Source organism: Microbispora catharanthi (assembly GCF_006334915.2).
Classification (GTDB): domain Bacteria; phylum Actinomycetota; class Actinomycetes; order Streptosporangiales; family Streptosporangiaceae; genus Microbispora; species Microbispora catharanthi.
The window spans coordinates 117,921-140,843 of the sequence record NZ_VDMA02000011.1 but is presented as its reverse complement, the minus strand read 5'-3'; the positions used below and the strand labels follow the sequence as shown (position 1 = coordinate 140,843).

The 22,923-nt window shown below is 70.1% G+C and carries 16 protein-coding genes; 4 read left to right on the top strand and 12 right to left on the bottom strand.

From position 1 onward, the window contains the following. Nucleotides 1-81: 81 nt before the first annotated feature. Nucleotides 82-546: a transcriptional regulator NrdR gene (gene nrdR / locus FH610_RS21545; RefSeq protein WP_139576324.1), complete on the bottom strand. Its 465-nt coding sequence runs from the start codon at nucleotides 544-546 to the stop codon at nucleotides 82-84. A gap of 431 nt (nucleotides 547-977) precedes the next feature. Here nrdR and lexA point away from each other — a divergent pair, with 431 nt between their 5' ends. Continuing rightward, nucleotides 978-1,694, top strand: a complete 717-nt coding sequence (lexA, locus tag FH610_RS21540) for a transcriptional repressor LexA (protein WP_167538760.1) — start codon at nucleotides 978-980, stop codon at nucleotides 1,692-1,694. A 92-nt stretch (nucleotides 1,695-1,786) separates the two neighbouring features. Here the strand turns inward: lexA and FH610_RS44560 are convergent, their stop codons facing one another. The 3 genes from FH610_RS44560 to leuS all read right to left on the bottom strand — a co-directional run bounded on the left by FH610_RS44560 (nucleotide 1,787) and on the right by leuS (nucleotide 9,353). Further along, nucleotides 1,787-3,445: a cellulase family glycosylhydrolase gene (locus tag FH610_RS44560; RefSeq protein WP_240809104.1), complete on the bottom strand. Its 1,659-nt coding sequence runs from the start codon at nucleotides 3,443-3,445 to the stop codon at nucleotides 1,787-1,789. Nucleotides 3,446-3,660: 215 nt separating this feature from the next. Continuing rightward, complete coding sequence (locus FH610_RS21530; protein WP_139576323.1) at nucleotides 3,661-6,810, bottom strand: S41 family peptidase; 3,150 nt, start codon at nucleotides 6,808-6,810, stop codon at nucleotides 3,661-3,663. A gap of 80 nt (nucleotides 6,811-6,890) precedes the next feature. After that, nucleotides 6,891-9,353 carry a leucine--tRNA ligase gene (leuS, locus tag FH610_RS21525; RefSeq protein WP_139576322.1) on the bottom strand — a complete coding sequence of 821 codons (2,463 nt, stop codon included), beginning with the start codon at nucleotides 9,351-9,353 and terminating at the stop codon, nucleotides 6,891-6,893. Between the two features lie 440 nt (nucleotides 9,354-9,793). Between leuS and FH610_RS21520 the strand changes: the two genes are divergently transcribed. Then, nucleotides 9,794-11,152 carry a hypothetical protein gene (locus FH610_RS21520; RefSeq protein WP_139576321.1) on the top strand — a complete coding sequence of 453 codons (1,359 nt, stop codon included), beginning with the start codon at nucleotides 9,794-9,796 and terminating at the stop codon, nucleotides 11,150-11,152. A gap of 15 nt (nucleotides 11,153-11,167) precedes the next feature. Here the strand turns inward: FH610_RS21520 and FH610_RS21515 are convergent, their stop codons facing one another. The 4 genes from FH610_RS21515 to FH610_RS21500 all read right to left on the bottom strand — a co-directional run bounded on the left by FH610_RS21515 (nucleotide 11,168) and on the right by FH610_RS21500 (nucleotide 15,607). After that, a complete protein-coding gene (locus tag FH610_RS21515) occupies nucleotides 11,168-12,151 on the bottom strand; it encodes a phosphotriesterase family protein (RefSeq protein WP_139576320.1) in 984 nt (327 codons plus the stop codon). Nucleotides 12,152-12,232: 81 nt separating this feature from the next. Further along, nucleotides 12,233-13,507, bottom strand: a complete 1,275-nt coding sequence (locus FH610_RS21510; protein WP_139576319.1) for a cytochrome P450 — start codon at nucleotides 13,505-13,507, stop codon at nucleotides 12,233-12,235. A 62-nt stretch (nucleotides 13,508-13,569) separates the two neighbouring features. Further along, nucleotides 13,570-14,583 (bottom strand): hypothetical protein, encoded by a 1,014-nt coding sequence (locus FH610_RS21505; RefSeq protein WP_139576318.1) that lies wholly within the window; start codon nucleotides 14,581-14,583, stop codon nucleotides 13,570-13,572. 34 nt (nucleotides 14,584-14,617) lie between these two features. After that, on the bottom strand, nucleotides 14,618-15,607 hold the full coding sequence (locus FH610_RS21500; protein WP_139576317.1) for a GlxA family transcriptional regulator: 990 nt from the start codon (nucleotides 15,605-15,607) through the stop codon (nucleotides 14,618-14,620). Nucleotides 15,608-15,705: 98 nt separating this feature from the next. Between FH610_RS21500 and FH610_RS21495 the strand changes: the two genes are divergently transcribed. Beyond that, entirely contained in the window at nucleotides 15,706-16,125 is a 420-nt protein-coding gene (locus FH610_RS21495; RefSeq protein WP_205825949.1) for a hypothetical protein, read from the top strand. Nucleotides 16,126-16,134: 9 nt separating this feature from the next. On the opposite strand, the gene FH610_RS21490 is transcribed toward FH610_RS21495, so the two are convergent. Then, nucleotides 16,135-17,403, bottom strand: a complete 1,269-nt coding sequence (locus FH610_RS21490; protein ID WP_139576316.1) for a cytochrome P450 — start codon at nucleotides 17,401-17,403, stop codon at nucleotides 16,135-16,137. A 148-nt stretch (nucleotides 17,404-17,551) separates the two neighbouring features. Between FH610_RS21490 and FH610_RS21485 the strand changes: the two genes are divergently transcribed. Beyond that, nucleotides 17,552-19,078: a long-chain-fatty-acid--CoA ligase gene (locus FH610_RS21485; protein WP_139576315.1), complete on the top strand. Its 1,527-nt coding sequence runs from the start codon at nucleotides 17,552-17,554 to the stop codon at nucleotides 19,076-19,078. A 6-nt stretch (nucleotides 19,079-19,084) separates the two neighbouring features. Here the strand turns inward: FH610_RS21485 and FH610_RS21480 are convergent, their stop codons facing one another. The 3 genes from FH610_RS21480 to FH610_RS21470 form a co-directional block, all read right to left on the bottom strand. Then, a complete protein-coding gene (locus tag FH610_RS21480) occupies nucleotides 19,085-20,341 on the bottom strand; it encodes a class I SAM-dependent methyltransferase (protein WP_139576314.1) in 1,257 nt (418 codons plus the stop codon). A gap of 25 nt (nucleotides 20,342-20,366) precedes the next feature. Continuing rightward, nucleotides 20,367-21,737: an FAD-binding oxidoreductase gene (locus FH610_RS21475; RefSeq protein WP_139576313.1), complete on the bottom strand. Its 1,371-nt coding sequence runs from the start codon at nucleotides 21,735-21,737 to the stop codon at nucleotides 20,367-20,369. Between the two features lie 188 nt (nucleotides 21,738-21,925). Next, nucleotides 21,926-22,912, bottom strand: coding sequence for a 2-hydroxyacid dehydrogenase (locus tag FH610_RS21470; RefSeq protein WP_139576312.1), 987 nt, complete (start codon nucleotides 22,910-22,912; stop codon nucleotides 21,926-21,928). Nucleotides 22,913-22,923: the final 11 nt, after the last annotated feature.

The window sequence follows — 22,923 nt, the reverse complement described above, 5'->3', positions numbered from 1 at the left end:
GACCACGCTCGTTATAACCACATCGTCGCGCCGCGCCGTCGCGCGCCGCCGCCCGCCTCGTCCCGGTCCCCCGGAAGGCGCCTACTCCTCGCCCACCGTGCTGTGGGCCGCGCGGAGCCGCTCGATCTCCGCCTCGAAGTCCGCCAGCGTCTCGAAGCTGCGGTAGACCGACGCGAAGCGCAGGTAGGCCACCTCGTCGAGGTCGCGGAGCGGGCCCAGGATGGCCAGGCCCACCTCGTGGGAGGCGATCTCGGCCGCGCCGGTGCCCCGGATGCTCTCCTCGACGCGCTGCCCGAGCTGGGCGAGGGAGTCCTCGCCGACCGGGCGTCCCTGGCAGGCCCGCCGCACTCCGGCGATGACCTTCTCCCGGGAGAACGGCTCGGTGACGCCGCTGCGCTTGCTCACCATCAGCAGTACGGTCTCCTGCGTGGTGAACCTGCGCCCGCACTCGGGGCAGGTGCGCCGGCGGCGGATCGCCGCCCCGTCCTCGGCCGCACGGCTGTCCACGACCCGGGTGTCCGGGTGGCGACAGAACGGACAGTGCACTTCATCGCCTCCCTGAACGCACATCCGGAACACAAGGTGTGGTGAACTTACACCGCTGTGACTACTAGATGTTGTGGTCCAACCGTAGGAGTGCCCGACCTTGAACGCAAGTCGAACCGGCCCTGGGTGAGGAAGTGCCTGCTCGGCGCGCGTGTCGCGCCTCCAGTCACGGCCGCATCAACTGCCCCGCCCGTCGTGGAATACGCCCTTTACGCGCCTTTCCCTGCCGATTTCCGTACGGCTTCTGACCTGGGCGTACTGCGGCCAGAGAAGATCGGGTAAATCGAACACGGGATCGATCGAACTCCCGTACGATGAGACGGACGGCGAGATCGGCGATTTCGCTGGATATCGAACAATTGTTTGACGGTGATCTTGAATCGCGGTACGGTCGCTCTGTGCGACATGAGGAACACGGATTGAGAGGTGGCATCGTGAGTGACCGAAGTGAGCAGGCGGATGGCGTCAGCGACCTCGCGGTTCGCAGGCGCGACTCGCTTGGCCTCACCCCCAGGCAGCGGAAGATCCTCGAGGTGATCCGCGACTCGGTCCAGCAGCGCGGCTATCCGCCCTCCATGCGGGAGATCGGGGAAGCGGTCCAGCTGACCAGCACCTCCAGCGTGTCGCACCAGCTCACGGCGCTCCAGCGTAAGGGCTACCTCCGGCGTGATCCGCATCGGCCCCGGGCCCTGGAGGTCCGGCTGCCGGGCGAGCCGGTGCTGTGGGTGGACCCGGACGCCACCTCCGAGGAGGAGGCCGGATTCAACCGGCCCACCGCGGCCTACGTGCCGCTGGTCGGCCGCATCGCGGCCGGTGGTCCCATCCTCGCCGAGCAGAGCATCGAGGACGTGTTCGCGCTGCCCAAGCAGCTCGTGGGCGAGGGCACGCTGTTCCTGCTCCAGGTCTCCGGCGACTCGATGATCGAGGCCGCCATCGCCGACGGCGACTGGGTCGTGGTGCGGCAGCAGCCGGTCGCCGACAACGGCGACATCGTGGCCGCCATGATCGACGGCGAGGCCACCGTGAAGACGTTCAAGCGCAAGGACGGGCACGTGTGGCTGGTGCCGCACAACCCCAACTACGAGCCGATCCCCGGTGACGAGGCCACCGTGCTCGGCAAGGTCACGGCCGTCCTGCGCAAGCTGTAGCAGCAGCGGCTCGCCGGTTCCGGACGCCGCACAACACAAGCCCGGCGCTCATGAGAGCGCCGGGCTTGTGTTGTGCCGTGTTCGGTCCGCCGTCAGGAGGCGGTGCAGCTCACCGGCGAAGGAACGCCGTTGGTGCCCGACCAGCTGCCGTTGAAGCCGAAGGTGGTCGAGGCCCCGGCACCCAGCGCGCCGTTGTAGGACAGGTTCGTCACCGTGACGTTCGACCCGCTCGCGCTGAGCGTGCCGTTCCAGAGCTGGCTGATGCTCTGGCCGTTCGGGAAGGCCCACTTCACGGTCCAGGCCGAGATGGCCGAGGAATCCGCCTTGACCGTGACCTCACCCTGGAAGCCGCCGGAGTACTGGTTGACGACCTTGTACGTGGCCGTGCAGGTCTTCCCGCCCGGCGACGAGGGAGACGCGGACGGAGACGCGGACGGAGACGCCGAAGGAGACGCCGACGGCGAGGCCGACGGAGAAGCCGACGGCGACACGCTCGGCGAGGCCGAGGGCGACACCGGTGGCGTCGGGTTGCCGCCACCGGTCGGCGGGATCAGGTAGGGCGAGATGATGCTCTGCTTGGCCTGGTCGACCGTCGCCCAGTCGTCCTTCAGGATGCCGCCCGTGTCACCCGAGTTGGGGTTCCACGACCAGTAGGTGAACGACATGCCGTTCACCCCGCTGCCCATGTACTTCATGAGCTCCTGGAGCCAGATCTTGTCGATGTTGCTGGCGAGCGTGGTGCCGAACTCACCCACCATGATCGGCGCGATGTTCTGCTTGTACAGGTAGCCGAAGTACTTGTCCCAGATGGCCGGCATGTTCGCCGGGTACGACGGGTCGTCGAACCACGCCTGGTGGTAGACCGACGTGGCGTACTCGTGGGGCGAGTAGACGAGCCGGTTGGCCACGTTCAGCCGCACCGGGTACTGGCCCGCCTTGGTGAGGTTGCCGCCCCACCAGCCGCAGTCCTCGTCGTTGCTGGTGTCGTTGTCCCAGACGTTGGACAGGCCACCGCTCGGGCAGCTCACGCCCTCCACGAAGATCAGCCAGTTGGGCTGCACGGACAGGATGGCGTTGCCCGCGCGCTCGGCCGCCAGGCGCCAGTCGCGCGACTCGTCGCCGCAGCCCCAGCAGGAGCCGGTCGCGTTCGGGTTGGTGCCGTCGGCGTGCGGCTCGTTGTGCAGGTCGGCCCCGATGACGGTGGTGTTGCCGGCGTAGTGCTGGGCCAGCGACTTCCAGTCGCTGATCCAGGTGGACTCGGGGACGCCCGAGGTGTACCACAGCGCCGTCTGGCCCGCGCTGGTCGGCCGGTGCCGGTCGAGGATGATCCGCATGCCCTTCTGGCCCGCGTAGTCCACGACCTTGTCGAGGATCTGCAGCGGGGACAGGCCGATCAGATCGGGGTTGGAGTAGGTGTTGACGCTCGTCGCCTGCGCGCCCGGCTTCAGCGCGTCGTCGGAGAACGGCACCCGGATGGTGTTGTAGCCCAGGCTCGCCATGAGGTCGAGCTGGCTCTTCCACGGGTTGTTCGCCCACAACCCGTGGAAGGTCTTGTTGTCGGTCTCCATGCCGAACCAGTTGATGCCGGTCAGCCGGACCGTGGCACCGGTGCTGTCGACGATCTTGTTCCCGCTGGTGTGCAGGTAGCCGGTGCCCGTGCCGGCGGCGTTCGCCGGCGACCCGGTGACGACGAGAACGGTCGCCGCCATCGCGGCGGCCGTCGCCAGCCCGCCGAGAATTCGTCTGTACAAGACGTGCCTCCCACGCGGGGCGCACGCCGACGGCGAGCCATACGTTCAGGCGCGCACCCCAGACCACCGCCGGAGCGGTGGTGGTCGCGGCATGCCCTGACCGCACGCCTACATCGATATGACTAGTTTGTGGCTCGGGCGTAATTTTGTCCGGAAGGCCAGCCGATCGTCAACGTCCCGTCACGGCACGATGCCGACGAGCTTCGGCGCCGGGATCACCGCAGCGGCGGCAACTCCGGCGGGGTGGCCGGATGCCTCTCCTGCAGCGCCGCCAGGGCCAGCTCCACCGCCCGTGCCAGCTGCGGATCCCGCCCGGCGACCAGGTCCTGCGGCGTCACGACGACCTCGACGTCCGGGTCGACGCCGTGGTTCTCGACGCCCCACCCCTCGCCTTCCAGCCAGAACGAGTACCGCGGCTGCGTGACGACGGTCCCGTCCACGAGTGAGTAGCGCGAGTCGATGCCGATCACGCCACCCCAGGTCCTCGTGCCCACGAGCGGTCCGATGCCACGGTTCTTGATCCCGGCACTGACGATGTCCCCGTCCGACCCGGCGAACTCGTCGGTGACCGCCACGATCGGCCCGCGAGGCGAGTCCTCCGGGTATCGCGCCGGCTCGTACCCCCGGGCCAGCGACCACCCGGTCACCCGCCGCTGCAGCTTCTCCAGCACCAGCTCGGAGACATGCCCGCCGCCGTTGTCGCGGATGTCCACGATGAGCCCGTCGAAGCCCATCTCGGCGCGCAGATCCCGGTGGAACTGCGCCCACCCGGTGGACATCATGTCGGGCACGTGCAGGTAGCCGAGCCGCCCGCCCGACGCCTCCCGCACGAACGCCCGCCGTCCCACCACCCAGTCGTGGTAACGCAGCCGCGTCTCGTCCGCGACGGGCGTGACGACGACCCGGCGGGTCTCGCCGCCGGAACCGGGCTGGACGGTCAGCTCCACCGGCCGCCCCGCCGTACCTGACAGCAGTGCCAGCGGCCCGCGGACCGGATCGACCGCGCGCCCGCTCACGGCGACGATCGCGTCGCCCTCCCGGACGGCGACGCCGGGCGCGAGCAGCGGCGAGCGGGCCTCGTGGTCGGAGGACTCCCCGGGCAGGATACGGCCGATCCGCCACACCCCGTTACCGTCCCGGGCGAGGTCGGCGCCGAGCAGGCCCTGGCGGCGCCGGGGATCGCGGCCGACACCGCTCGGTCGCGCGTACGCGTGGGAGGTGGCCAGCTCGCCCTGGACCTCCCAGAGCAGGTCGATCAGCTCGGAGTAGGCGCCGATCCGCTCCACGAGGAGTGCGTAGCGGTCGAGCGTGGCCGGCCAGTCCACGCCGTTCATGTCCGCCCGCCAGAAGTGGTCGCGCATGAGCCGCCCGGCCTCGTTGTAGGCCTGCCGCCACTCGGCGACCGGGTCCACGGTCACGGCCACGCGGTCCAGGTCGATGGTGACGACCTCGTCGTCCTCGCCGGTCGCGCGGGTCTGCAGGCCGTTGCCGCCGCTGGTCACCAGGCGCGTGCCGTCGCCGCTGACCTCGAAGGCCGCGAACTCCCTGCCCAGCTCGCTGACCTTGCGCTTGACCAGGTCATAGCGTTCAAGGACCGGCTCGCCGGGCTCGGTGCCGTCGCCGATCTCACCGGTGAGCGGATGGCGCAGCCACAGCAGCCCGTCCTTGGCGGCACGCAGGTTGGAGTAGGTGCCCGCGGGCACCGGCACGGGCACGATCCGCGCCGCCAGCCCGTCGGCATCCACCTCGGTCGCACGCGGAGGGCCGGGCTTGCCGTCGTCCGTGGCATCCTCACCGGTGTCGTCCTCCCCGCCGAAGCCGCGGCCCGCCAGTGAGGGATCGAACGGCGAGGGCGTCGTGGCCTTGAGCGGCACCAGGTAGGGCCGGCAACTGGTCGGGAAGGACAGGTCGAAGACGTGACTGTCGTAGACCGGGTTGAACGTGCGGTCCGACAGGAAGGCCAGGTACTTGCCGTCCTTGGTGAAGGACGGGCTGTAGTCGTTGAAGCGTGGCGGGGTGACCTCGATCGCGGTGCTCCCGTCCACGCGGGCCAGCTTGAGGTGGCAGCGCCAGGGCTGATAGGCATGCGCCCACGCGAGCCAGGCCGAGTCCGGCGAGAACGTCAGGTGCCGCACGTCGCCGTGGGTGGTGCGGTCCACCTCGCGGACGTTCCCGGAGTCGAGATCGACCACCAGCAACCGCCCGTCGTGGGTGGCGATCGCGGCGTGTTCGCCGTCCGGCGCGGCGGCCAGGTCGAGCACCCGGCCGAGCCGGCCGGCGGCCAGCGTGCGGATCTCACCGCCGGGCGTGCCGATCTCCAACCCGTCCTCGCCGGATGCGTCCGACACCCAGACGGCCCGGCCGGCGTCGTCAAGAGGCCGCGGCAGCCGTACCCGGACACCGGGCTCGGTGCGCAGCGCGCCGGCGGGGCCGTCGCGGTGGGGCAGCCAGTGGGCGGTGCCGCGGATCTCGACCACGCTGGCCCGTCCGATGCGGTCCGGCGCGAAGCCGCCGACGTCGTTCGGCGCCGGGTGCTTGGCCCTGGCCGGGCGCGGCCCGCTCAGGGCGATGTCCAGCTTGTACGGCTCGGCGTCCAGGCTCTCCAGCAGCCACAGGTCGCCGCCGAGGCTGTAGACGACGCGGGAGCCGTCCGATGCGGCATGCCGCGCGTAGAAGCCGCGGTGCGTGGTGTGCTGCCGCAGGTCCGAGCCGTCGGGCAGGCAGGAGTAGAGGTTGCCGTCGCCGTCGGTGTCGGCGAGGAAGGCCAGGCGCTCCCCCACCCACATGACCGACCAGTGCTGCGCGGGGTTGCCGGCGAACAGGCGGGTGAACTCGCCGTCGCCCGTGGCGTCCACCCAGATCTTGGCCGCGGTGCCGCCCCGGTATCGCTTCCACTGCGACGGCTCGCGCCACACCTCCGAGACGCCCGCCACTTTGGCGCCGCTGACCGCGGCCTCACTGACCCTGCCGTACGGCAGAGCCGTCGCCGGGCCGCCGTCCAGCGGAACCGCGTAGGCCCACTGCCAGGACCGTGATCCGTGGCCCGCGGCGGTGACGGCCAGCACGTTCCCGTCCGCGGTCCAGCCGCGCACGCCCGTCATGCCGTTGCCCCAGTGCGTGAGCCGCTCGCCTTCGGCCCCGTCCAGATCGGCGGCGAACACCTCGGGATCGCCCTCGCGGGTGCTCGTCCACGCGATGCGCGTGCCGTCGGAGGAGAACCGGGGGTGGGAGACCGGCACTCGGTCGGCCGTGAACCGCGACGCCCTGCCGCCGCTCGTGGGCGCCAGCCAGACGTCGTCATCCGCCACGAAGGCGAGGAGGTCACCGTTCAGGTGGGGGTATCTCAGGTACGCACCATTCGCCACACCCGCACCCTATGCCGGGTGGTGGCGGCTCCGCCGTACCGGAGAGGTTCGTTCACGGTACGGCGGAGCGGGGTCACCCGCTACGGGACGATGTTGACGAGCTTCGGCGCCCGCACGATCACCTTGCGCGGCTCGCCGTCCAGATAGGGCCGGACCTTGTCCGACGCCAGGGCCAGGGCCTGCAGGTCCGCCTCGGAGATGTCCGGGGAGACCTCCAGCCGGTCGCGGACCTTGCCCGCCACCTGCACCACGGCCGTGACCGACTCCTGGACCAGCAGCGCCGGGTCCGCCTCGGGCCAGCCGGCCTTGGCGACCGACGGCGCGTGCCCGAGCCGCTCCCAGCCCTCCTCCGCGACGTACGGCGCGACCAGCGAAAGCATGATCGCCAGAGTCTCCGCGGCCTCGCGGACGGCCGGGTCGGCCGCGCCGGGCCCGGCGTCGATCGCCCGGCGGGCGGCCGTGGTCAGCTCCATCATGCGGGCCACCGCGACGTTGAACCGGTAGCTGTCGACGAGCTTGGTCACCTCGTCGATGGTCCGGTGGGTGACCTTGCGCAGCTCGACGTCGCCATCGGAGAAGCCGATCCCCGGGGCGGACGCCGCTCCGGCCTCGGTCATCACGCGGAACGCGCGGGCCAGGAACTTCTGCGACGCGGCCGGCGAGACGTCGGCCCAGTCGATGTCGTCCTCCGGCGGCCCGGCGAAGATCATTGTCAGCCGTACGGCGTCCACGCCGTACGCGTCGATCTGCTCGCCCAGGTCGACACCGTTGCCCAGCGACTTCGACATCGCCTTGCCCCGGTTGATCACCTGGCCCTGGTTGAGCAGGCGCAGGAACGGCTCGGTGAAGCCGACCAGGCCCATGTCGTGCAGGACCTTGGTGAAGAACCGCGAGTACAGCAGGTGGAGCACGGCGTGCTCGACGCCGCCGACGTACTGGTCGATCGGGCCCCACTTGCGGACCTTCTCGACGTCGAACGGCCCGCCCTCGAAGCGCGGGTCGCAGTAACGCAGGAAGTACCACGACGAGTCGACGAACGTGTCCATCGTGTCGGTGTCCCGCTGGGCGGGTCCGCCGCACTTGGGACACTCGACGTTGACCCACTCGGTGGCCGCGGCCAGCGGCGAGACGCCCTTCGGCTGCAGGGCCGCGCCGCGCAGGTCGGGCAGCGTGACCGGGAGCTGGTCGTCCGGCACCGGGACCTCGCCGCAGTCCACGCAGTGGATGATCGGGATCGGTGTGCCCCAGAACCGCTGCCGCGACAGCAGCCAGTCGCGCAGCCGGTAGTTCACCGCGGCCTTGCCGGTGCCGCGCTCCTCCAGGACCTCGATGATCTTCTGGATCCCCTCGGCCTTCGTCAGCCCGTCCAGGGGGCCGGAGTTGACCAGCGTGCCCTCGCCGGGGGTGGCGACGCCGGTCTCGCCCGGGTCGGCCAGGCCGGTGTGCACGACGACCTTGACCGGCAGGCCGAACTTCCGCGCGAAGTCGAGGTCGCGCTGGTCGTGCGCGGGCACCGCCATGATCGCGCCGTGGCCGTAGTCGGACAGCACGTAGTCGGCCGCCCACACCGGGATGCGCTCCCCGTTGACCGGGTTGATCGCGTACGTGCCCAGGAAGACGCCGGTCTTCTCCTTCTCCGTGGACAGCCGCTCGATGTCGGAGAGCTTGGCGACCTCGGCGCGGTAGGCGGCCAGCGCCTCCGCCTGCTCGGGGGCGACGATCTCCTCGGCCAGCGGGGCGTCGGCGGCCACGACGAAGAACGTCGCACCGTACAACGTGTCGGGGCGGGTGGTGTAGACGGTGACCGGCTCGTCGCGGCCCTCGATGCGGAACTGGACGTCGGCTCCGGTGGAGCGGCCGATCCAGTTGCGCTGCATGGTGAGGATGCGGTCGGGCCAGCCGCCCTCGATCTGCGCCATGTCGTCGAGCAGCCGGTCGGCGTACTCGGTGATCTTGAAGTACCACTGCGTCAGCTCGCGGCGGATGACGTCGGCGCCGCAGCGCTCGCACTTGCCCGCCACGACCTGCTCGTTGGCGAGCACGGTCTGGTCCTGCGGGCACCAGTTGACCAGGCCGCCCTTACGGTAGGCCAGGCCCCGCTCGTAGAAGCGGGTGAACAGCCACTGGTTCCAGTGGAAGTACTCCGGGTCGCTGGTGTGCAGGCGCCGCGACCAGTCGAAGGAGATGGCGTAGCGCTTGAACGAGTTCGCCTGGGTGTCGATGTTGGTGTACGTCCACTCGGCGGGGTGGGCGTTGCGCTTGATGGCCGCGTTCTCCGCGGGCAGGCCGAAGGAGTCCCACCCGATCGGGTGCAGGACGTTGTAGCCCTTCTGGAACCAGTAACGCGCGACGACGTCGCCGATCGCGAAGACCTCGCCGTGCCCCATGTGGAGGTCGCCGGAGGGGTAGGGGAACATGTCGAGCATGTACTTGCGCGGCCTGGTGTCCGCGAGGTCCTCGACCGCCGCGAAGGGGTTCAACTCCTCCCACCGCGGCAGCCACTTGGCCTGCAGCGCCTGCGGGTCGTACACCGGCTCGTCCACTTCCACTCCTCGCCAGGCGGCTGGAATCACTCAGATGAAGGCGCTCGCCGGGGGCAGGTCCCTGCGTCACGGTCCGAGGCAGCCGCGGTCTCCGCGCTCTCACGCTCCGAGACGGCTGCCCGCACAACAGGGCGGCGGCACGCGTGTCAAGCGTAGCGCAGACCGCAACCGGGACGCGGATCGATCTTGCGGGCTGACCTCGCGTGTCAAAGTGCGATACACGATGGTGATAGTTCCGTTGTGGGCTCTTATGTCCATTCCCCTACTGTGCTGCCGTGGCCAACTCATTCCCGCCCGCGGATTTGCCGATGCAGGACCCGCCCACCGACCCCACGGGTGAGCAGTTCCGCGAGGCATTCCGCGGTTTCGCTGCGGCAGCACCCGGCGCGCATGAGATCATGCCAGGCACCCCTAATTCGGGCATGATCTCGGGAGGTACCGTGCCCACGGACCGCAGCGAACACCAGCGGGAGCCGGCGTGGCCGGAGATCCCGCCGGCCTGGCCCGAGATGCCTCCCCCGTCGTCTTTCACCCCCACCGTCCGCTCCTTCGTGGAGGGGCCACCGCAGCAGTCCGCGGACGCGACCGCGACCATGGCGGGCCAGCTGCCCGGCACGGCTCCGAGCCGGCCCGCCGCCTTCGGCGGCCCGGGCGGCTCCGGAAGCGCAGAGGGCTTCGGCGGCCCCGCGCCGGCGTACGGCACGCCGGGCCATGCGGGCCCCGGTCAGGACCAGCGTCAATACCAGGGGCAGGGGCAGAACCAGGGGCAGAGCCAGCGGCAGGGGCAGGCCGGCCCGCACGGGGGCCCGTTCCCTGGCGGCCCGGACCGCTCCCGGCCCTCTTCTTCACCGTTCACCCCTTCGGTCCGCTCGTACGCCGAGTCCGCCCCGCCCGCCTCCTCCGCGCCGCCCCCGCCCCCTCCCCAGCCGGAGGACCCGTACCGGCCGTTCGTGACGGCGGGACAGATCAGCGGGCCCAAGACGCCTCCCGCGCACCGGCAGCAGGAGCTGTGGAACACGGTGTTCGGGGAGAACTACCAGGCCATCGACGAGTACGAGGAGGACGAATCCGGCCGGCCGGTCTGGCTGTACGCGCTGGTGGCCTCGGTCGTCGCCGCGCTCGTCGGGGTGCTCGTGTGGGCGTTCGCCGCCGGGCCGCTCAGCTCCGGCGACACGGCCGAGGCGGCGACGTCCGCGAAGCCCTCCTCCGTCAAGTCCGGCGCCACGGCCAAGCCGCAGGCACAGACCTCATCACGGCTGCCGGTCTACAAGGGCACCGCCTCCCCCGTGAGCGGCGTGCTCACCGACACCGCGGGCCGGATCACGCTGCCCAAGCTCGGCGGCCCCTGGCAGGCTGACGCCGACCCGGCTCAGGTCAAGGCGACGTACGGCTTCACCAGCAGGCAGTACGTGCCGGCCGGCATGACCACGAAGGGCAAGCGCGAGTTCGCCCTGGTGATGTCGGGCCCGCTGGCGCAGTCGCTGGCCGTGAAGTACACCACGCCCGACAACCTGGGCCCGGTCGTCAGCGCCGTGATGTTCCGGGCGCGGCAGACCCAGTTCCCCAAGGACAACAAGGTCACCAAGATCGCCCAGCAGCGCCTGGCGCGCAACAACCTCACCGGCCTGGCCGCCGTCTACAAGGTGACCGCCGACGGCGCGGCCACCACGGTCGTGGTCGCGGCCGTGAACACCGGCGCCGACCTTCCCACGATCGTCTACATGGCCGTGCCCCAGCTCAAGGACGAGCTGCTCCCCGACATCAACACGGTCTTCCGGTCGATCAAGCCGATCCGCTGACCACCCGGCCGGTGGTCAGCCCTCCCTCGTGAAATACCGGCGGGGGTTGTCGACGAGCATCTGCCGGATCAGGTCGTCGCCCACCCCGCGCTCGCGCAGGGCCGGCAGCACGTCGTCGTGGATGTGGTCGTACCGCCAGTTCGGCGTCACCTGCATGACCTCGTCCCACGCTCCGCCGAAGTAGTCCGAGAAGCAGGCGGCGTCGTGGCTCAGCACCATGCGGTCGGCGTAGCCGCGCTCGCACAACGCCACGATCGTCTCGACGCGGGCGGGCGTGGGGTTGTATAGGTCTAGCCCGAAGCGGTCCATGCCGAGGATCGCGCCGGTGTCGGCCAGGCGCATGAGGTAGTCGAGGTCGTTGGAGTCGCCCGCGTGGCCGATCACGATCCTGCCGGGGTCCACACCCTCCTTCACGAACAGGCCGAGCGCGGCCAGGCCGCTGCGGGCGGCGGCGTTGGTGTGGACGGTGACGGGCGCGCCGGTGCGCAGGTGCGTCTGTGCCACGGCCCGGCAGATCCGCTCGACACCGGGGGTGAGTCCCTGCTGCTCGACCACGCACTTAAGTAACCCCGCCTTCACGCCCGTGTCGGCGATCCCCTCCGTGATGTCCCGGACGAAGTCCTCGACCATCGGCTCGGGCACATCCATGATCAGGCCCGGCCCGCGCATCTCGTACTGGTGCGGAACGCCGTCGAACATGTACAGGCCGGTGGCGACGATGATGTTGAGCCCGGGCACTTCGGCGGCGATCCGCCGCATACGGGGGATGTAACGGCCGAGCCCCCAGACGGTGGGGTCGACGACCGTCGTCACGCCCTTGGCCACCAGCGCCCGGAGCTTGGCGACGGCGTCGGCGACCCGCACCTCCTCGTCCCACCACGCGCCCCGGCCGTAGTTGTCCAGATGCTCGGTCGCGAGCACGAAGACGTGCTCGTGCATGAGCGTCTGACCGAGGTCGTTCACCTCGACGGGACCGCCGACGGTCTCCACGATGCTCACGGCGGGCACCTGCTTTCATACCGGCTGGTCGATCTTGGCCGGTACGTTAAGCGTCCCGCACGGCGCGGTCAATGACCTCACTCAGAATTGGCAGGGCATGTGCTTGATGCCGTTGATGAAGCTGGACAGCAGGCGCTCCGGCTCGCCCGCCTCGATCTGGGGGACCCGCCGCAGCAGCTCGCGGAACATCGCGGTGATCTCGCGGCGGGCCAGGTGGGCGCCGAGGCAGAAGTGAGGACCCGGGCCGCCGAAGCCGACGTGTGGGTTGGGGTCGCGCAGGATGTCGAAGCGCAGCGGGTCGTCGAACACCCGCTCGTCGCGGTTGGCCGCCCAGTAATACAGCAGGACCTTCTCGCCCTTGCGGTAGAGGTTGCCGTTCATCTCGTGGTCGCGGGTGACCTTGCGGCGCATGAAGTTGACCGGCGCGGCCAGCCGGACGATCTCCTCGATCGCGCGCGGCGCCCGGCCCTCGAAGTCCTCCAGCCACAGCCGCCGCTGCTCCGGGTTGACCGTGAGCAGGCGCATGCCGTGCGAGATGGCGTTGCGGGTGGTCTCGTTGCCGGCCACGACGAGCAGGATGAAGAACGAGCCGAGCTCCTGGGCCGTCAGCCGCTCCCCGTCGATGTTGGCGTTGACCAGGGACGAGGTGAGGTCGTCGGTGGGCGTCTCCATCCGCAGCGCGGCCAGGTCCTGGACGAGCTGCTGCAGCTCCATCCCCGCGGTGAGCAGCGCGTGGGCGATGTCCTCACGCTCGCTCACGTACTCGGGGTCGGTGGCGCCGAGGACGACGTTCGAGCGGTCGAAGACGAACTGGTAGTCCTTCTCCGGGATGCCCATCATGTCGCAGATGATCTTCAAGGGCAGCCTGGCGGCCACCTCGGTGACGAAGTCGCAGCCGGGGCCGGTCTCCAGCAGCTCATCCACGATGCGCGAGGCGGCGGCGTCCACATCGGACTCGAACTGTTTGATCATCCTCGGCGTGAAGGCGCGCGAGACGATCCGCCGCAGGCGCGCGTGCCGCGGGTCGTCCATGTTGATCATCGAGCCGAAGTATTCGGCGAACTCCGCCGGCAGGTCCGGGATGTTGGTGGCCCCGCCGTCGCCCGAGCAGAAGACCTCGGGATTGCGGCTCGCCTCCAGGATGTCGGCGTGCCGGACGAGCGCGTGGTAGCCCGGCCCGGTGACGCCGCCCAGGCTGAACTCGGGTTCCGGGAAGAAGGCCGGGGTGTCCAGGTCGCGCAGCAGCCGGAACGCGTGCTCCCGCTCCTCGTCCGGACGGCCCCAGAAGTCCCAGTCGTTCAGGTCGATGTCCGCCGCCGAGGTGATGGGCGCGCGCTCCGCGGGCTCCATGGTCATGGGCCGGCCCCTCCGAGGTGACTAGAACCAAATTCGGTTGCCAGTCTGCCACATCCGCCGGTTCAGCCACAGTGGGTCAGGCGGGCATGCTCGCGCCGGCAGCGCGGATCCCAATGGGCACCAAACCGCATCAGTGAGGCGGCCGGCTCCGGGTGCGCGGCGGCCCAGACGTCGTCGAAGAGGAACCACTGCCGGTAACCGAAATGTTCGTCCATGTGGATCGCCATCTGGGCCAGGTGGTCGCCGCACCGGATGAGCGTGCGACCCGGGTCGCGTCCGTCCGCCGGGACGCAGTCCTCCAGCAGGCGCAGCGCATGCCCGTGCGCCCGGGAGTGCGGAGCACTGATCTCGGGCAGCCACTCCTCCAAAGGCCCCCAGCGGTTGCAGCGCTCCAGCGCGGGCCCGATGTCCTCGTCGCCGGGAGCGATCAAGGCGCGCAGGGCACACAACTCGCCGGAAAGGAGATCGGGGTCCGCCGCGCGCAGCGCCGCCGCGAGCCCGGGCAGCCGCACACCAGGAAACGCCTTCGGCCATGAACATCCCACGCTGGCGAAGGTGGCGTGAAATGTGATCAGTACGGCATACGTCACGCCCTCCCCGCCGGGCGGCGCGGACGTGATGACGTCGACCGGCCCCGGAGGCGTGAACGCTTCCCGGGCGGGAGGCGCGTTCAGGGGTAGTTCCCAGTCCTCATGCAGGAGGTAGGCCCACCGATCCGGCTCGGATGCCACCACGTGGTCGTCCACGAAGAAGTACGCCAGCTCGACCTCGTCGTCATCGGTGGGCACCCGCACGCTGTGCCGGTCCACCCGCAGCGTCCGTTCGACGTACAGGTGCTCCTTGAGCATCCGGCGCAACTCGTCATGGGTGCGGGGGGCCGGCAGCCCGGTCTCGAAGATGGTGTGCAGACCGTAGACGTTCGCGCCGAGTTCGCGCTCCACCCACTTGTACGCGTCCTCCGACGCGGCGTCATCCCATACCCTGCGAAACCAGTCGAGCACGGTGGCGTCGGGGAAGTGCCGGACGAGCCGGCCGGACGGCCCCTCGTAGACGCTGCGGTAGACGAAGTAGACCACGCCGCCACCATCGCAGACGGCACCGCCAGAGTCGTCACTTGTCGTTGCCGAGGGAGGACGGCAACGCGGTCGCCTGCGTCGAACGGTAGCGCGAGGGCGGGATGCCATACAGGTCGACGAACGCCTGACGGAGGGCCTCGGCCGTCCCGAAGCCGCAGCGGGCCGCGACGGCGGCCATCGGCAGCGACGTGGAGGCGAGCAGGTGGGCGGCGGCCTCGGCGCGGGCCCGGCGCACGAACCGGCCCGGCGTCTGGCCTGTGTGCTTGAGGAACAGCCGGGTCAGGTGGCGCTCGCTCACGCCCGAGCCGGCCGCCAGCGCGGTGGTGGACAGGTCGGCGTCCGGATGACCGGTGATGTGGTCGACGACGCGCCTGACCAGGCCGTCGCCGGGCGGAGGGCCCTCGGTGAACATGCTCATCTGCGCCTGGTTGCCGGGTCGTTGCAGGTAGGTCACCAGGTTGCGGGCCACCTGCCTGGCGAGGGCCGGGCCGTGGTCCTCCTCGATGAAGGCGAGGGTGACGTCCAGTGCGCTGGTGACGCCGGCGGCGGTGGTGACGTTGCCGTCGCGGATGAAGATCGGGCGGGCGTCGACGGCGATCTCCGGGTGGCGGGCGGCGAGCGTGTGCGCGAACTGCCAGTGCGTGGTGGCGCGCCGCCCGTCGAGCAGGCCGGCGGCGGCCAGCACCGCGGCGCCCGTGCACACCGACGCGACGCGGCGGCTCTCCCGCGCCAGCCGCCGGACGTGCCCGACGATGACCCGGTTGGCCGCCGCCTCCTCGTGCCCGATTCCCCCAGAGACGAGAAGCGTGTCCAGCGGCCCTGTGACGCGTTCGAGCGCCTGCTGTCCCTGTAGCGTCAACCCGCTGCCGCAGGTGACGGGCAGACCCGACGGGGTGGCCAGGCACACGTCGTAGCACGGGGACGCGCCATGAGCGTTCGCCATGATCAGGCTCGACGTCACACACGCGATGTCCACGAGCTCCGCCGCGTGATATCCGACCACGACCATGCGCCGTTGGGTCATGACACGACTGTAGGCCGGACGGACGGAGAGCCCAAGATTTCGGACCCGTCCCCGTCTCTCTCCTTGGCGCGTCCGCGGGCCGCCCGGACAGTTGGGCCATGACTCACACCACGCCTGAAAGGCACACCGGCCACCGCCCCGCCACGCGGCGATGGGGCCGTTTCGCCCTGCACTACCTCGAGATGGTGGTCGCGATGTTCGCGGGGATGTTCGCACTCGGCCTGCTGTGGTCCGCGTCAGGGATGGCGCCCTCGTACGACCGCGATCCCGAGCTCGCCTATCTGCTGATGGCGTTCGACATGTCGGCTGGGATGGCCGTCTGGATGCGCGTGCGCGGCCACGCCTGGGCTCCGGTCCTGGAGATGTGCGGCGCGATGTTCGCCCCGGTAGTGCCGTTGTTCCCGCTCCTGTGGCTGGGCCTGATCGACGGCATGGGCCTGATGGTCGCGGCCCACGTCGCGATGTTCCCGCTGATGCTGGCGGCCATGCTGCGGCGCCGCGACGAGTACGCCCACTGAGGCCGACGCTCAGAAGCGGTAGCTCATGTGCTTGACGCCGTTGATGAAGTTGGACAGCAGGTAGGACGGCTCGCCCACGGAGCGGATGGCGGGCATGCGGTCGAACAGTTCCCGGAACATCACGGTGATCTCCCGGCGGGCGAGGTGGGCGCCCAGGCAGTAGTGGGGGCCGTGGCCGCCGAAGCCGACATGGGGGTTGGGACTGCGGATGATGTCGAAGACGTCGGGATCGCGGAAGACCGCCTCGTCCCGGTTCGCCGAGTTGTAGAACAGCAGGACCTTGTCGCCCGCGCGGTAGTCGTGGCCGTTCATGGTGTGGTCCCGTGTCACCGTGCGCCGGAACTGGATGACGGGGCTGGAGTAGCGGACGATCTCCTCCACGGCGCCCGCGATGCGCCCGTCGAAGTCCTCCAGCAGCAGCGCGCGCTGGCCGGGATGGTCGGTGAGCAGTTTGAGCCCATGGGCGATGGCGTTGCGGGTCGTCTCGCTGCCCGCGACGACCAGCAGGATGAAGAACGAGCCGAGTTCCTGGGCGGTCAGGCGTTCCTCGCCGTTCACGAGCTTGCTCGTCAGGTCGTCGGTGGGCCGCCGGCGGCGCTCCCCGGCCAGGCGACGGGCCAGCGCGTTCAGGTCGTGCCCGGCCCGCAGCAGCGCCGCCAGGCCGCGGGCCGTGGTCCAGCGGCCGAAGGAGGCGTCCGGCCGGGACGGGTCGACGGCGACGCCCGAATACTCCGAGTCGGCGTTGGCCAGGATCGTGTTCGTACGGCGCAGCACCCGGTCGTGATGTCCGGCCGGGATGCCCATCATGTCGCAGATCACCCGTACGGGTAATCGGGCGGCGATCTGGGTGACGAAGTCGCCGGGCCCCTCCCGCACGGCCCCGTCGACGATCTCCCGGGCGGCCCGGCCCAGATCCTCCTCCATCTTGGCCAGGATGCGCGGGGTGAACGCCCGCGAGACGATCCGCCGCAGCCGGGCGTGCCGGGGATCGTCCATGTTGATCATGGAGCCGAAGTAGACGGCCAGCCAGCGCGGCATGTCGGGGATGCTGTTGGCCGTCGGCTCGCTGCTGAAGACGGCGGGGTCGCGGCTCGCCTCGGTCACGTCGGCGTGCCGTACGAGCGCGTAGTAGCCGGGGCCGTGACCGATGAAGGGGATCTTGTTCTCGCGGAAGAAGACGGGCCGGCCGAGCGCGCGCAGGCGGCGGAACGCCTCGTGCCGCTCGGCCTGGGGCAGTCCCCAGAACGGGATGTGGGACAGGTCGACAGCCGTGTCCATGCCGCCCACTCTTGTGCGGGGGCACGGCATCGTCAAGGGTCGAGAACACCCTTGTAACCGGACCCTCAAAATCCACTCCCCGAGCCGTTACGCTGAGGTACCTACCGGTTGGTATGGACCGAGGGTCCGATAGAAGAGGGAGCGGCAGATGCTCAACCTGGCCGTCGTGCTGGAAGACAGCGCACGGGAGAAGCCCGACGCCACCGCGGTCGTCTTCGGCGACATGCGCCTGCCGTACTCGCTCGTGAACACCATCGCCAACCAGGTCGCCAACCTGCTGGTCTCACGCGGCGTCGGCAGGGGCGACAAGGTGGCGCTGGCCTGCCCCAACCTGCCGTACTTCCCGTTCGTCTACTACGGGATCCTCAAGGCGGGCGCGACCGTCGTCCCGCTGAACGTGCTGCTGCAGGCCAGGGAGATCGCCTACCACCTGGACGACTCCGACGCCAAGGCCTTCTTCTGCTTCGAGGGCTCGCCGGAGCTGCCGCTGGGCGAGCGGGGCCGGGCCGGCTTCGCCGACGCCGAGCGCGCCGAGCACTTCTTCGTGCTGCCGGCCACGCCGTTCGCCACCGAGTCCGAGCTCGGCGAGACGCTGTGGGCGGCCCTCGACGGGATGTCCGGCGAGTTCGAGACCGTGCAGACCTCCGCCGACGACACGGCGGTGATCCTCTACACCAGCGGCACCACCGGCCAGCCGAAGGGCGCCGAGCTCACCCACCAGAACATGGTCATGAACGCCATCGTCAGCGACGAGATGTTCCCCCGGCAGACGGAGAACACCTACCTCGTCGCGCTGCCGCTGTTCCACTCCTTCGGGCAGACGGTGCTGCTGAACGCCGGGTTCCGGCGCCGCGGCGCGCTCGTGCTGCTGCCGCGCTTCGAGCCGGCCGAGGCTCTCACGCTGATGAAGCGCGAGAAGGTCACGCTGTTCGCGGGAGTGCCGACCATGTACTGGGCCATGCTCACCGCCGTGCACGCCGGGACGGCCGAGGTGCCGTCCTCGCTGGTCACGGCGGTCTCCGGCGGCTCGGCGCTGCCGGTCGAGGTGCTCAAGGACTTCAGCGCGACGTTCGGCGTGGACATCCTGGAGGGCTACGGTCTGTCGGAGACCTCGCCCGTGGCCTCGTTCAACCAGCCGGGCAGGCCCGCGAAGGCCGGCTCGATCGGCACGCCGATCTGGGGCGTGGAGATGAAGCTGGTCGACGCCGACTGGAACACGGCCGACGACATCGGCGAGATCGCCGTCCGCGGCCACAACATCATGAAGGGCTACTACAACAGGCCCGAGGCGACCGCGCAGGTCATGAAGGACGGCTGGTTCCGCACCGGCGACGTGGCCCGGCGCGACGAGGACGGCTACTACTTCATCGTCGACCGGGCCAAGGACATGATCATCCGGGGCGGCTTCAACGTGTACCCCCGGGAGATCGAGGAGGTCCTCATGACCCACCCCGCGGTCTCGCTCGCCGCGGTCGTCGGGGTGCCCCACGACTCCCACGGCGAGGAGGTCAAGGCGTACGTCATCCGCAAGCCCGGCGCCACGACCACCGAGGAGGAACTGGTGGCGTGGTGCCGGGAGACGATGGCGGCCTACAAGTACCCGCGGATCGTGGAGTTCCGCGAGTCCCTGCCGATGACCGCCACCGGCAAGATCCTCAAGCGCGAGCTGCGGTAGAGACCTTTACGGCCAGTCGAGGGACGGGCGCAGCGCGACGTGCGACTGTCCCTCGTCGAGCCGGACGCCGAGCACCTGGTGCAGCTGCACCTTGTTGCGCTCGAACCCCACGACGCAGCCGGCCATGTAGAGCCGCCAGACCCGGGCGGTGCCCTGGCCGACCTCCTCGACCGCGTCGTCCCAGTTGGCGTCGAGGTTCTTGCACCACTCGCGCAGCGTCAGCGCGTAGTGCTCACGCAGGTTCTCCTCGTGGCGGACCTCGAAGCCGGTGTCCTCCATCTGGCGGACCAGGTAGCCCACCGACTCCAGCTCGCCGTCCGGGAAGACGTAGCGGTTGATGAAGCCCCCCTTGTTGAGGGTCTTCTCAGTGCTGGTCGGGCGGGTGATGCAGTGGTTGAGCAGGCGCCCGCCCGGCTTGAGCTTGCCGTACAGGAAGGAGAAGTACGACGGCAGGTTGTCCTTGCCGATGTGCTCGGTGAGGCCGATCGAGCTGACCCGGTCGAAACCGGTCTCCGCGACGTCGCGGTAGTCCATGTAGCGGACCTCCGCGAGCTCCGACAGCCCGGCCTCCGCGATGGCCTTCTGCGCCCACTCGGCCTGCTGGCGCGACAGCGTGACGCCGAGGCCCTTCACGCCGTACTCCTTGGCCGCGTGCATGACCATGCCGCCCCAGCCGCAGCCGACGTCGAGCAGCCGCATGCCGGGCTTGAGGTCGAGCTTCTTGGCGACCAGGTCGAACTTCGTGTACTGCGCCTCCTCCAGCGTCGCGTCCGGCCGCGGGAAGACCGCGCAGGTGTACGCCATGGAGGGGCCGAGCACCCACTCGTAGAAGCGGTTGGAGACGTCGTAGTGGTGGTGGATCACTTCGGCGTCGCGCTGCTTGGCGTGCCGGCTGCCCAGCTTCGCCAGCGTGCTCTGCCGCGCCTCCTGCGGCGGCGGCGGCACGCGCATCAGCAGCGGCTTGATCCCGAGCGAGCGGACCGCGGCGACCTTCTCGCTGAGCGGCAGGTCGTTGAGCGTCAGCGACCACATCCGGTCGAGCAGGGTGTACATGTCCCCGTGCACGTCGATGTGCCCGGAGATGTACGCGCGGGCGAGGCCGAGCTCCCCCGGCGCCTGCGCGAGGTAGGCCACCGCCACCGGCGACTTCACCTCGATGCGGACGTCCGCTCCCGAGGACCCGGCCTTGCTGCCGTCGTAGGCGACGAACTCGACGCCCGCGTCAGGACCGACGATCTTTTCGAAGATCTCCGCAAGAGTCATTGCACCTCTCCCGACGTAACGACGCCTACCGGCCCCTGACGCACTTGTCATAGAGGTCCAGCAGCCGGCCGCCCGGGTCGTAGGCGCGCTTGACCGGCCAGTAGGCGTCTCCGTTGTAAAGCCGCCAGAACTCCTCACGCTCATAGAAAGAGGTGGAGTACAGCGACTTGTGGCCGTCGAGCGAGTGCACCGCCCGCTCGATCAGCCGGTTGTAGTACCCGTCGTACTGTCCGCGCGGCAGCGGAACCATGCCCCAGAAGCCGAAGTTCACGTACAGGCGGCCGGGCTCCAGCGGGTAGAGCGCCCACTGACCGGTCGCCTTGAGCGGGCACATCCACACCGGGGTCATGCCGACCTTGTCGTGGAAGACCTCCAGGAACTCGGCGCCGCGCTCGATCGGCACCTCGACATCCTGGATGACCGACTCGTGCACGGGGTTGTTCCGCCAGCGGTCGATCCGGGCGGTCACGCCGTACCTCTGGTCGAGGCCGACGAGCTTGCGATAGACGTCCGACCGCAGGTAGCGGCGCGGGAGGAGCGAGCGGACCAGCGGCTGCTGCACGCCGAACGCGCGCGAGCACCAGAACCAGTCGGTGTCCCAGCGCCACAGGTAGTCGCGCACGGTCAGCCAGTCGCGGACGCGGCTGCGGATCGACTGGTAGTAGATCCGCATGCCCGTGTAGTCGGACGTGTAGGGCGCCCGCTCGGAGAACGAGCCGACCGTGATGTACAGCTCGTCGGGAGCGAAGAACGTGCCGTCGACGAAGTCCACCTGCTCGCCGTCGTGCTCGCGGCTCTCGCAGATCTCCTGCATGGCGAGCATGCACTTGTCGGCGTCGCTGAAGCGGATGTGCGTCAGCTTGACGTACGGCTTCACCCGGGCCAGCTTGATCCGGATCCGCAGCGCGTAACCGAGCGTGCCGTAGGAGTTGGGGAACGCGTGGAACAGGTCCGCGTGCTCGTTGTCGGCCCGGGCCACCACGATCCGCCCCTCGCCGGTGAGGATCTCCAGTTCCTCGACCGACTCGTGCGGCAGGCCGTCCTTGAAGCTCGTCGACTCGATGCCGAGGCCCGTGACCGCGCCGCCCAGCGTGATCGTCTTGAGCTGCGGCACGACGTACGGCATGAGCCCGTACGGCAGCGTGGCGTCCACCAGGTTCTCGTACGTCGTCATGCCCTGGACCTCGGCCGTCATGGTCACCGGGTCCACGTGGATGACCTGGTCCAGATCGCGGGCGGACAGCGTGGCCGTCTTGGCCGGCGTGCGGAAGCGGAACAGGTTCGTCGTCGCCTTGGCCAGCCGGGGAGCGGAGTCCTCGGGAATGGCCGCGTAGGAGTCCCTGATCTGCTCGACGGCCTTCTGATGGGCGGTCATACTGGCCGTGCGCTCTGGCATGACACCACCCCCATGGATCGTAGAGATCGCCTCTTGGCACGCTATCCCCGGAGGGGAGCGCAGACCAGAGTAGACACGTTACGCCCGCGAAAACTATCTGGAATTCCCGCGGCGCCCCGTCGGCGTAGATCGTATCCTGCCCTTTTTCATCGCCTCCGCCGCCCCTGCCGTAACTGAGGAAACCGTCATCACCTGGGCGGACGCCGACGGACGAGCGGGTCGGCGCCGTTGACCACGTTGACGACGGGACGGCCCTCTATCGCGGCGGTGAGGTTGTCCAGCACGCACCGGATCAGCCGGGTCGTCGCCTCGGGCGTGACCCCGGCCGCGTGCGGCGACAGCAGGACCCCCGGGCAGGAGCGCAGCGGGTCGTCCGGCGCCGGGGGCTCGCTGTCGTACACGTCCAGCGCCGCGCCGGCGAGGTGGCCGGACTCCAGTGCGGCCGGCAGCGCCGCCTGGTCGACCACCCCGCCCCGGGCCGCGTTGACCAGCACCGACCCCTTGGGCATGCGGGCGATCCTCTCCGCGCCGATCAGCCCGCGGGTCTCCGGCGCGAGCGGCACGGCCAGGACGAGCACGTCGCTTCCCGCCACCAGCGCGTCGAGGTCCAGGTAGGCCGCGCCGTACGACTCGGGCTTGGGCGTGCGCGACCAGTAGGAGACCCGGCAGCCGAGCGCGCCGAACAGGCGGGCGCAGGCCGCGCCGATCGGCCCGAACCCGATCACTCCAACACGGCATCCGGCGAGCTCGCGGCGCTGGTAGGCGAACTGCGGCCACTCCCCCGCCCGCATGTCCCTGTCGCCGTCCGCGAGGTGGCGCAGCAGCGCCAGCGCGGCGGCCAGGCACCATTCGGCCACCGCGTCGGCGTTCACCCCCGCGGTGTTGGCGAGGGGCACCCCGGCGCGGGCCAGCGCCTCCAGGTCGTGCCCGTCCACGCCGACCGACGGCTGCTGCACGAACGCCAGGCGCGGCGCCAGCCGTACGGCGCCGGCGTCGAGGGCCAGGGCCCCGCTCCAGTCGCCGACGACGATCTCGGCCTCGGGCAGCGCGTCCAGCAGCGCCGCGCGGTCGCGGCGGGCGGGGACGCGCACCTCGACGCGGCCGTCGAGGTCGGCGAACAGGCCGCGCACCGCGTCCTCAGGAAGCGGCGGCAGCGCGAGAACATTCCACGTCACGGGCGCAGTCT

What these genes read in the sequence shown, in the direction of transcription:
- FH610_RS21510 (WP_139576319.1), bottom strand. Translation starts at nt 13,507, where the DNA reads ATGACCATGGAGCCCGCGGAGCGCGCGCCCATCACCTCGGCGGCGGAC.
- FH610_RS21500 (WP_139576317.1), bottom strand. Translation starts at nt 15,607, where the DNA reads ATGACCCAACGGCGCATGGTCGTGGTCGGATATCACGCGGCGGAGCTC.
- FH610_RS21495 (WP_205825949.1), top strand. Translation starts at nt 15,706, where the DNA reads ATGACTCACACCACGCCTGAAAGGCACACCGGCCACCGCCCCGCCACG.
- FH610_RS21490 (WP_139576316.1), bottom strand. Translation starts at nt 17,403, where the DNA reads ATGGACACGGCTGTCGACCTGTCCCACATCCCGTTCTGGGGACTGCCC.
- FH610_RS21485 (WP_139576315.1), top strand. Translation starts at nt 17,552, where the DNA reads ATGCTCAACCTGGCCGTCGTGCTGGAAGACAGCGCACGGGAGAAGCCC.
- FH610_RS21480 (WP_139576314.1), bottom strand. Translation starts at nt 20,341, where the DNA reads ATGACTCTTGCGGAGATCTTCGAAAAGATCGTCGGTCCTGACGCGGGC.
- FH610_RS21475 (WP_139576313.1), bottom strand. Translation starts at nt 21,737, where the DNA reads ATGCCAGAGCGCACGGCCAGTATGACCGCCCATCAGAAGGCCGTCGAG.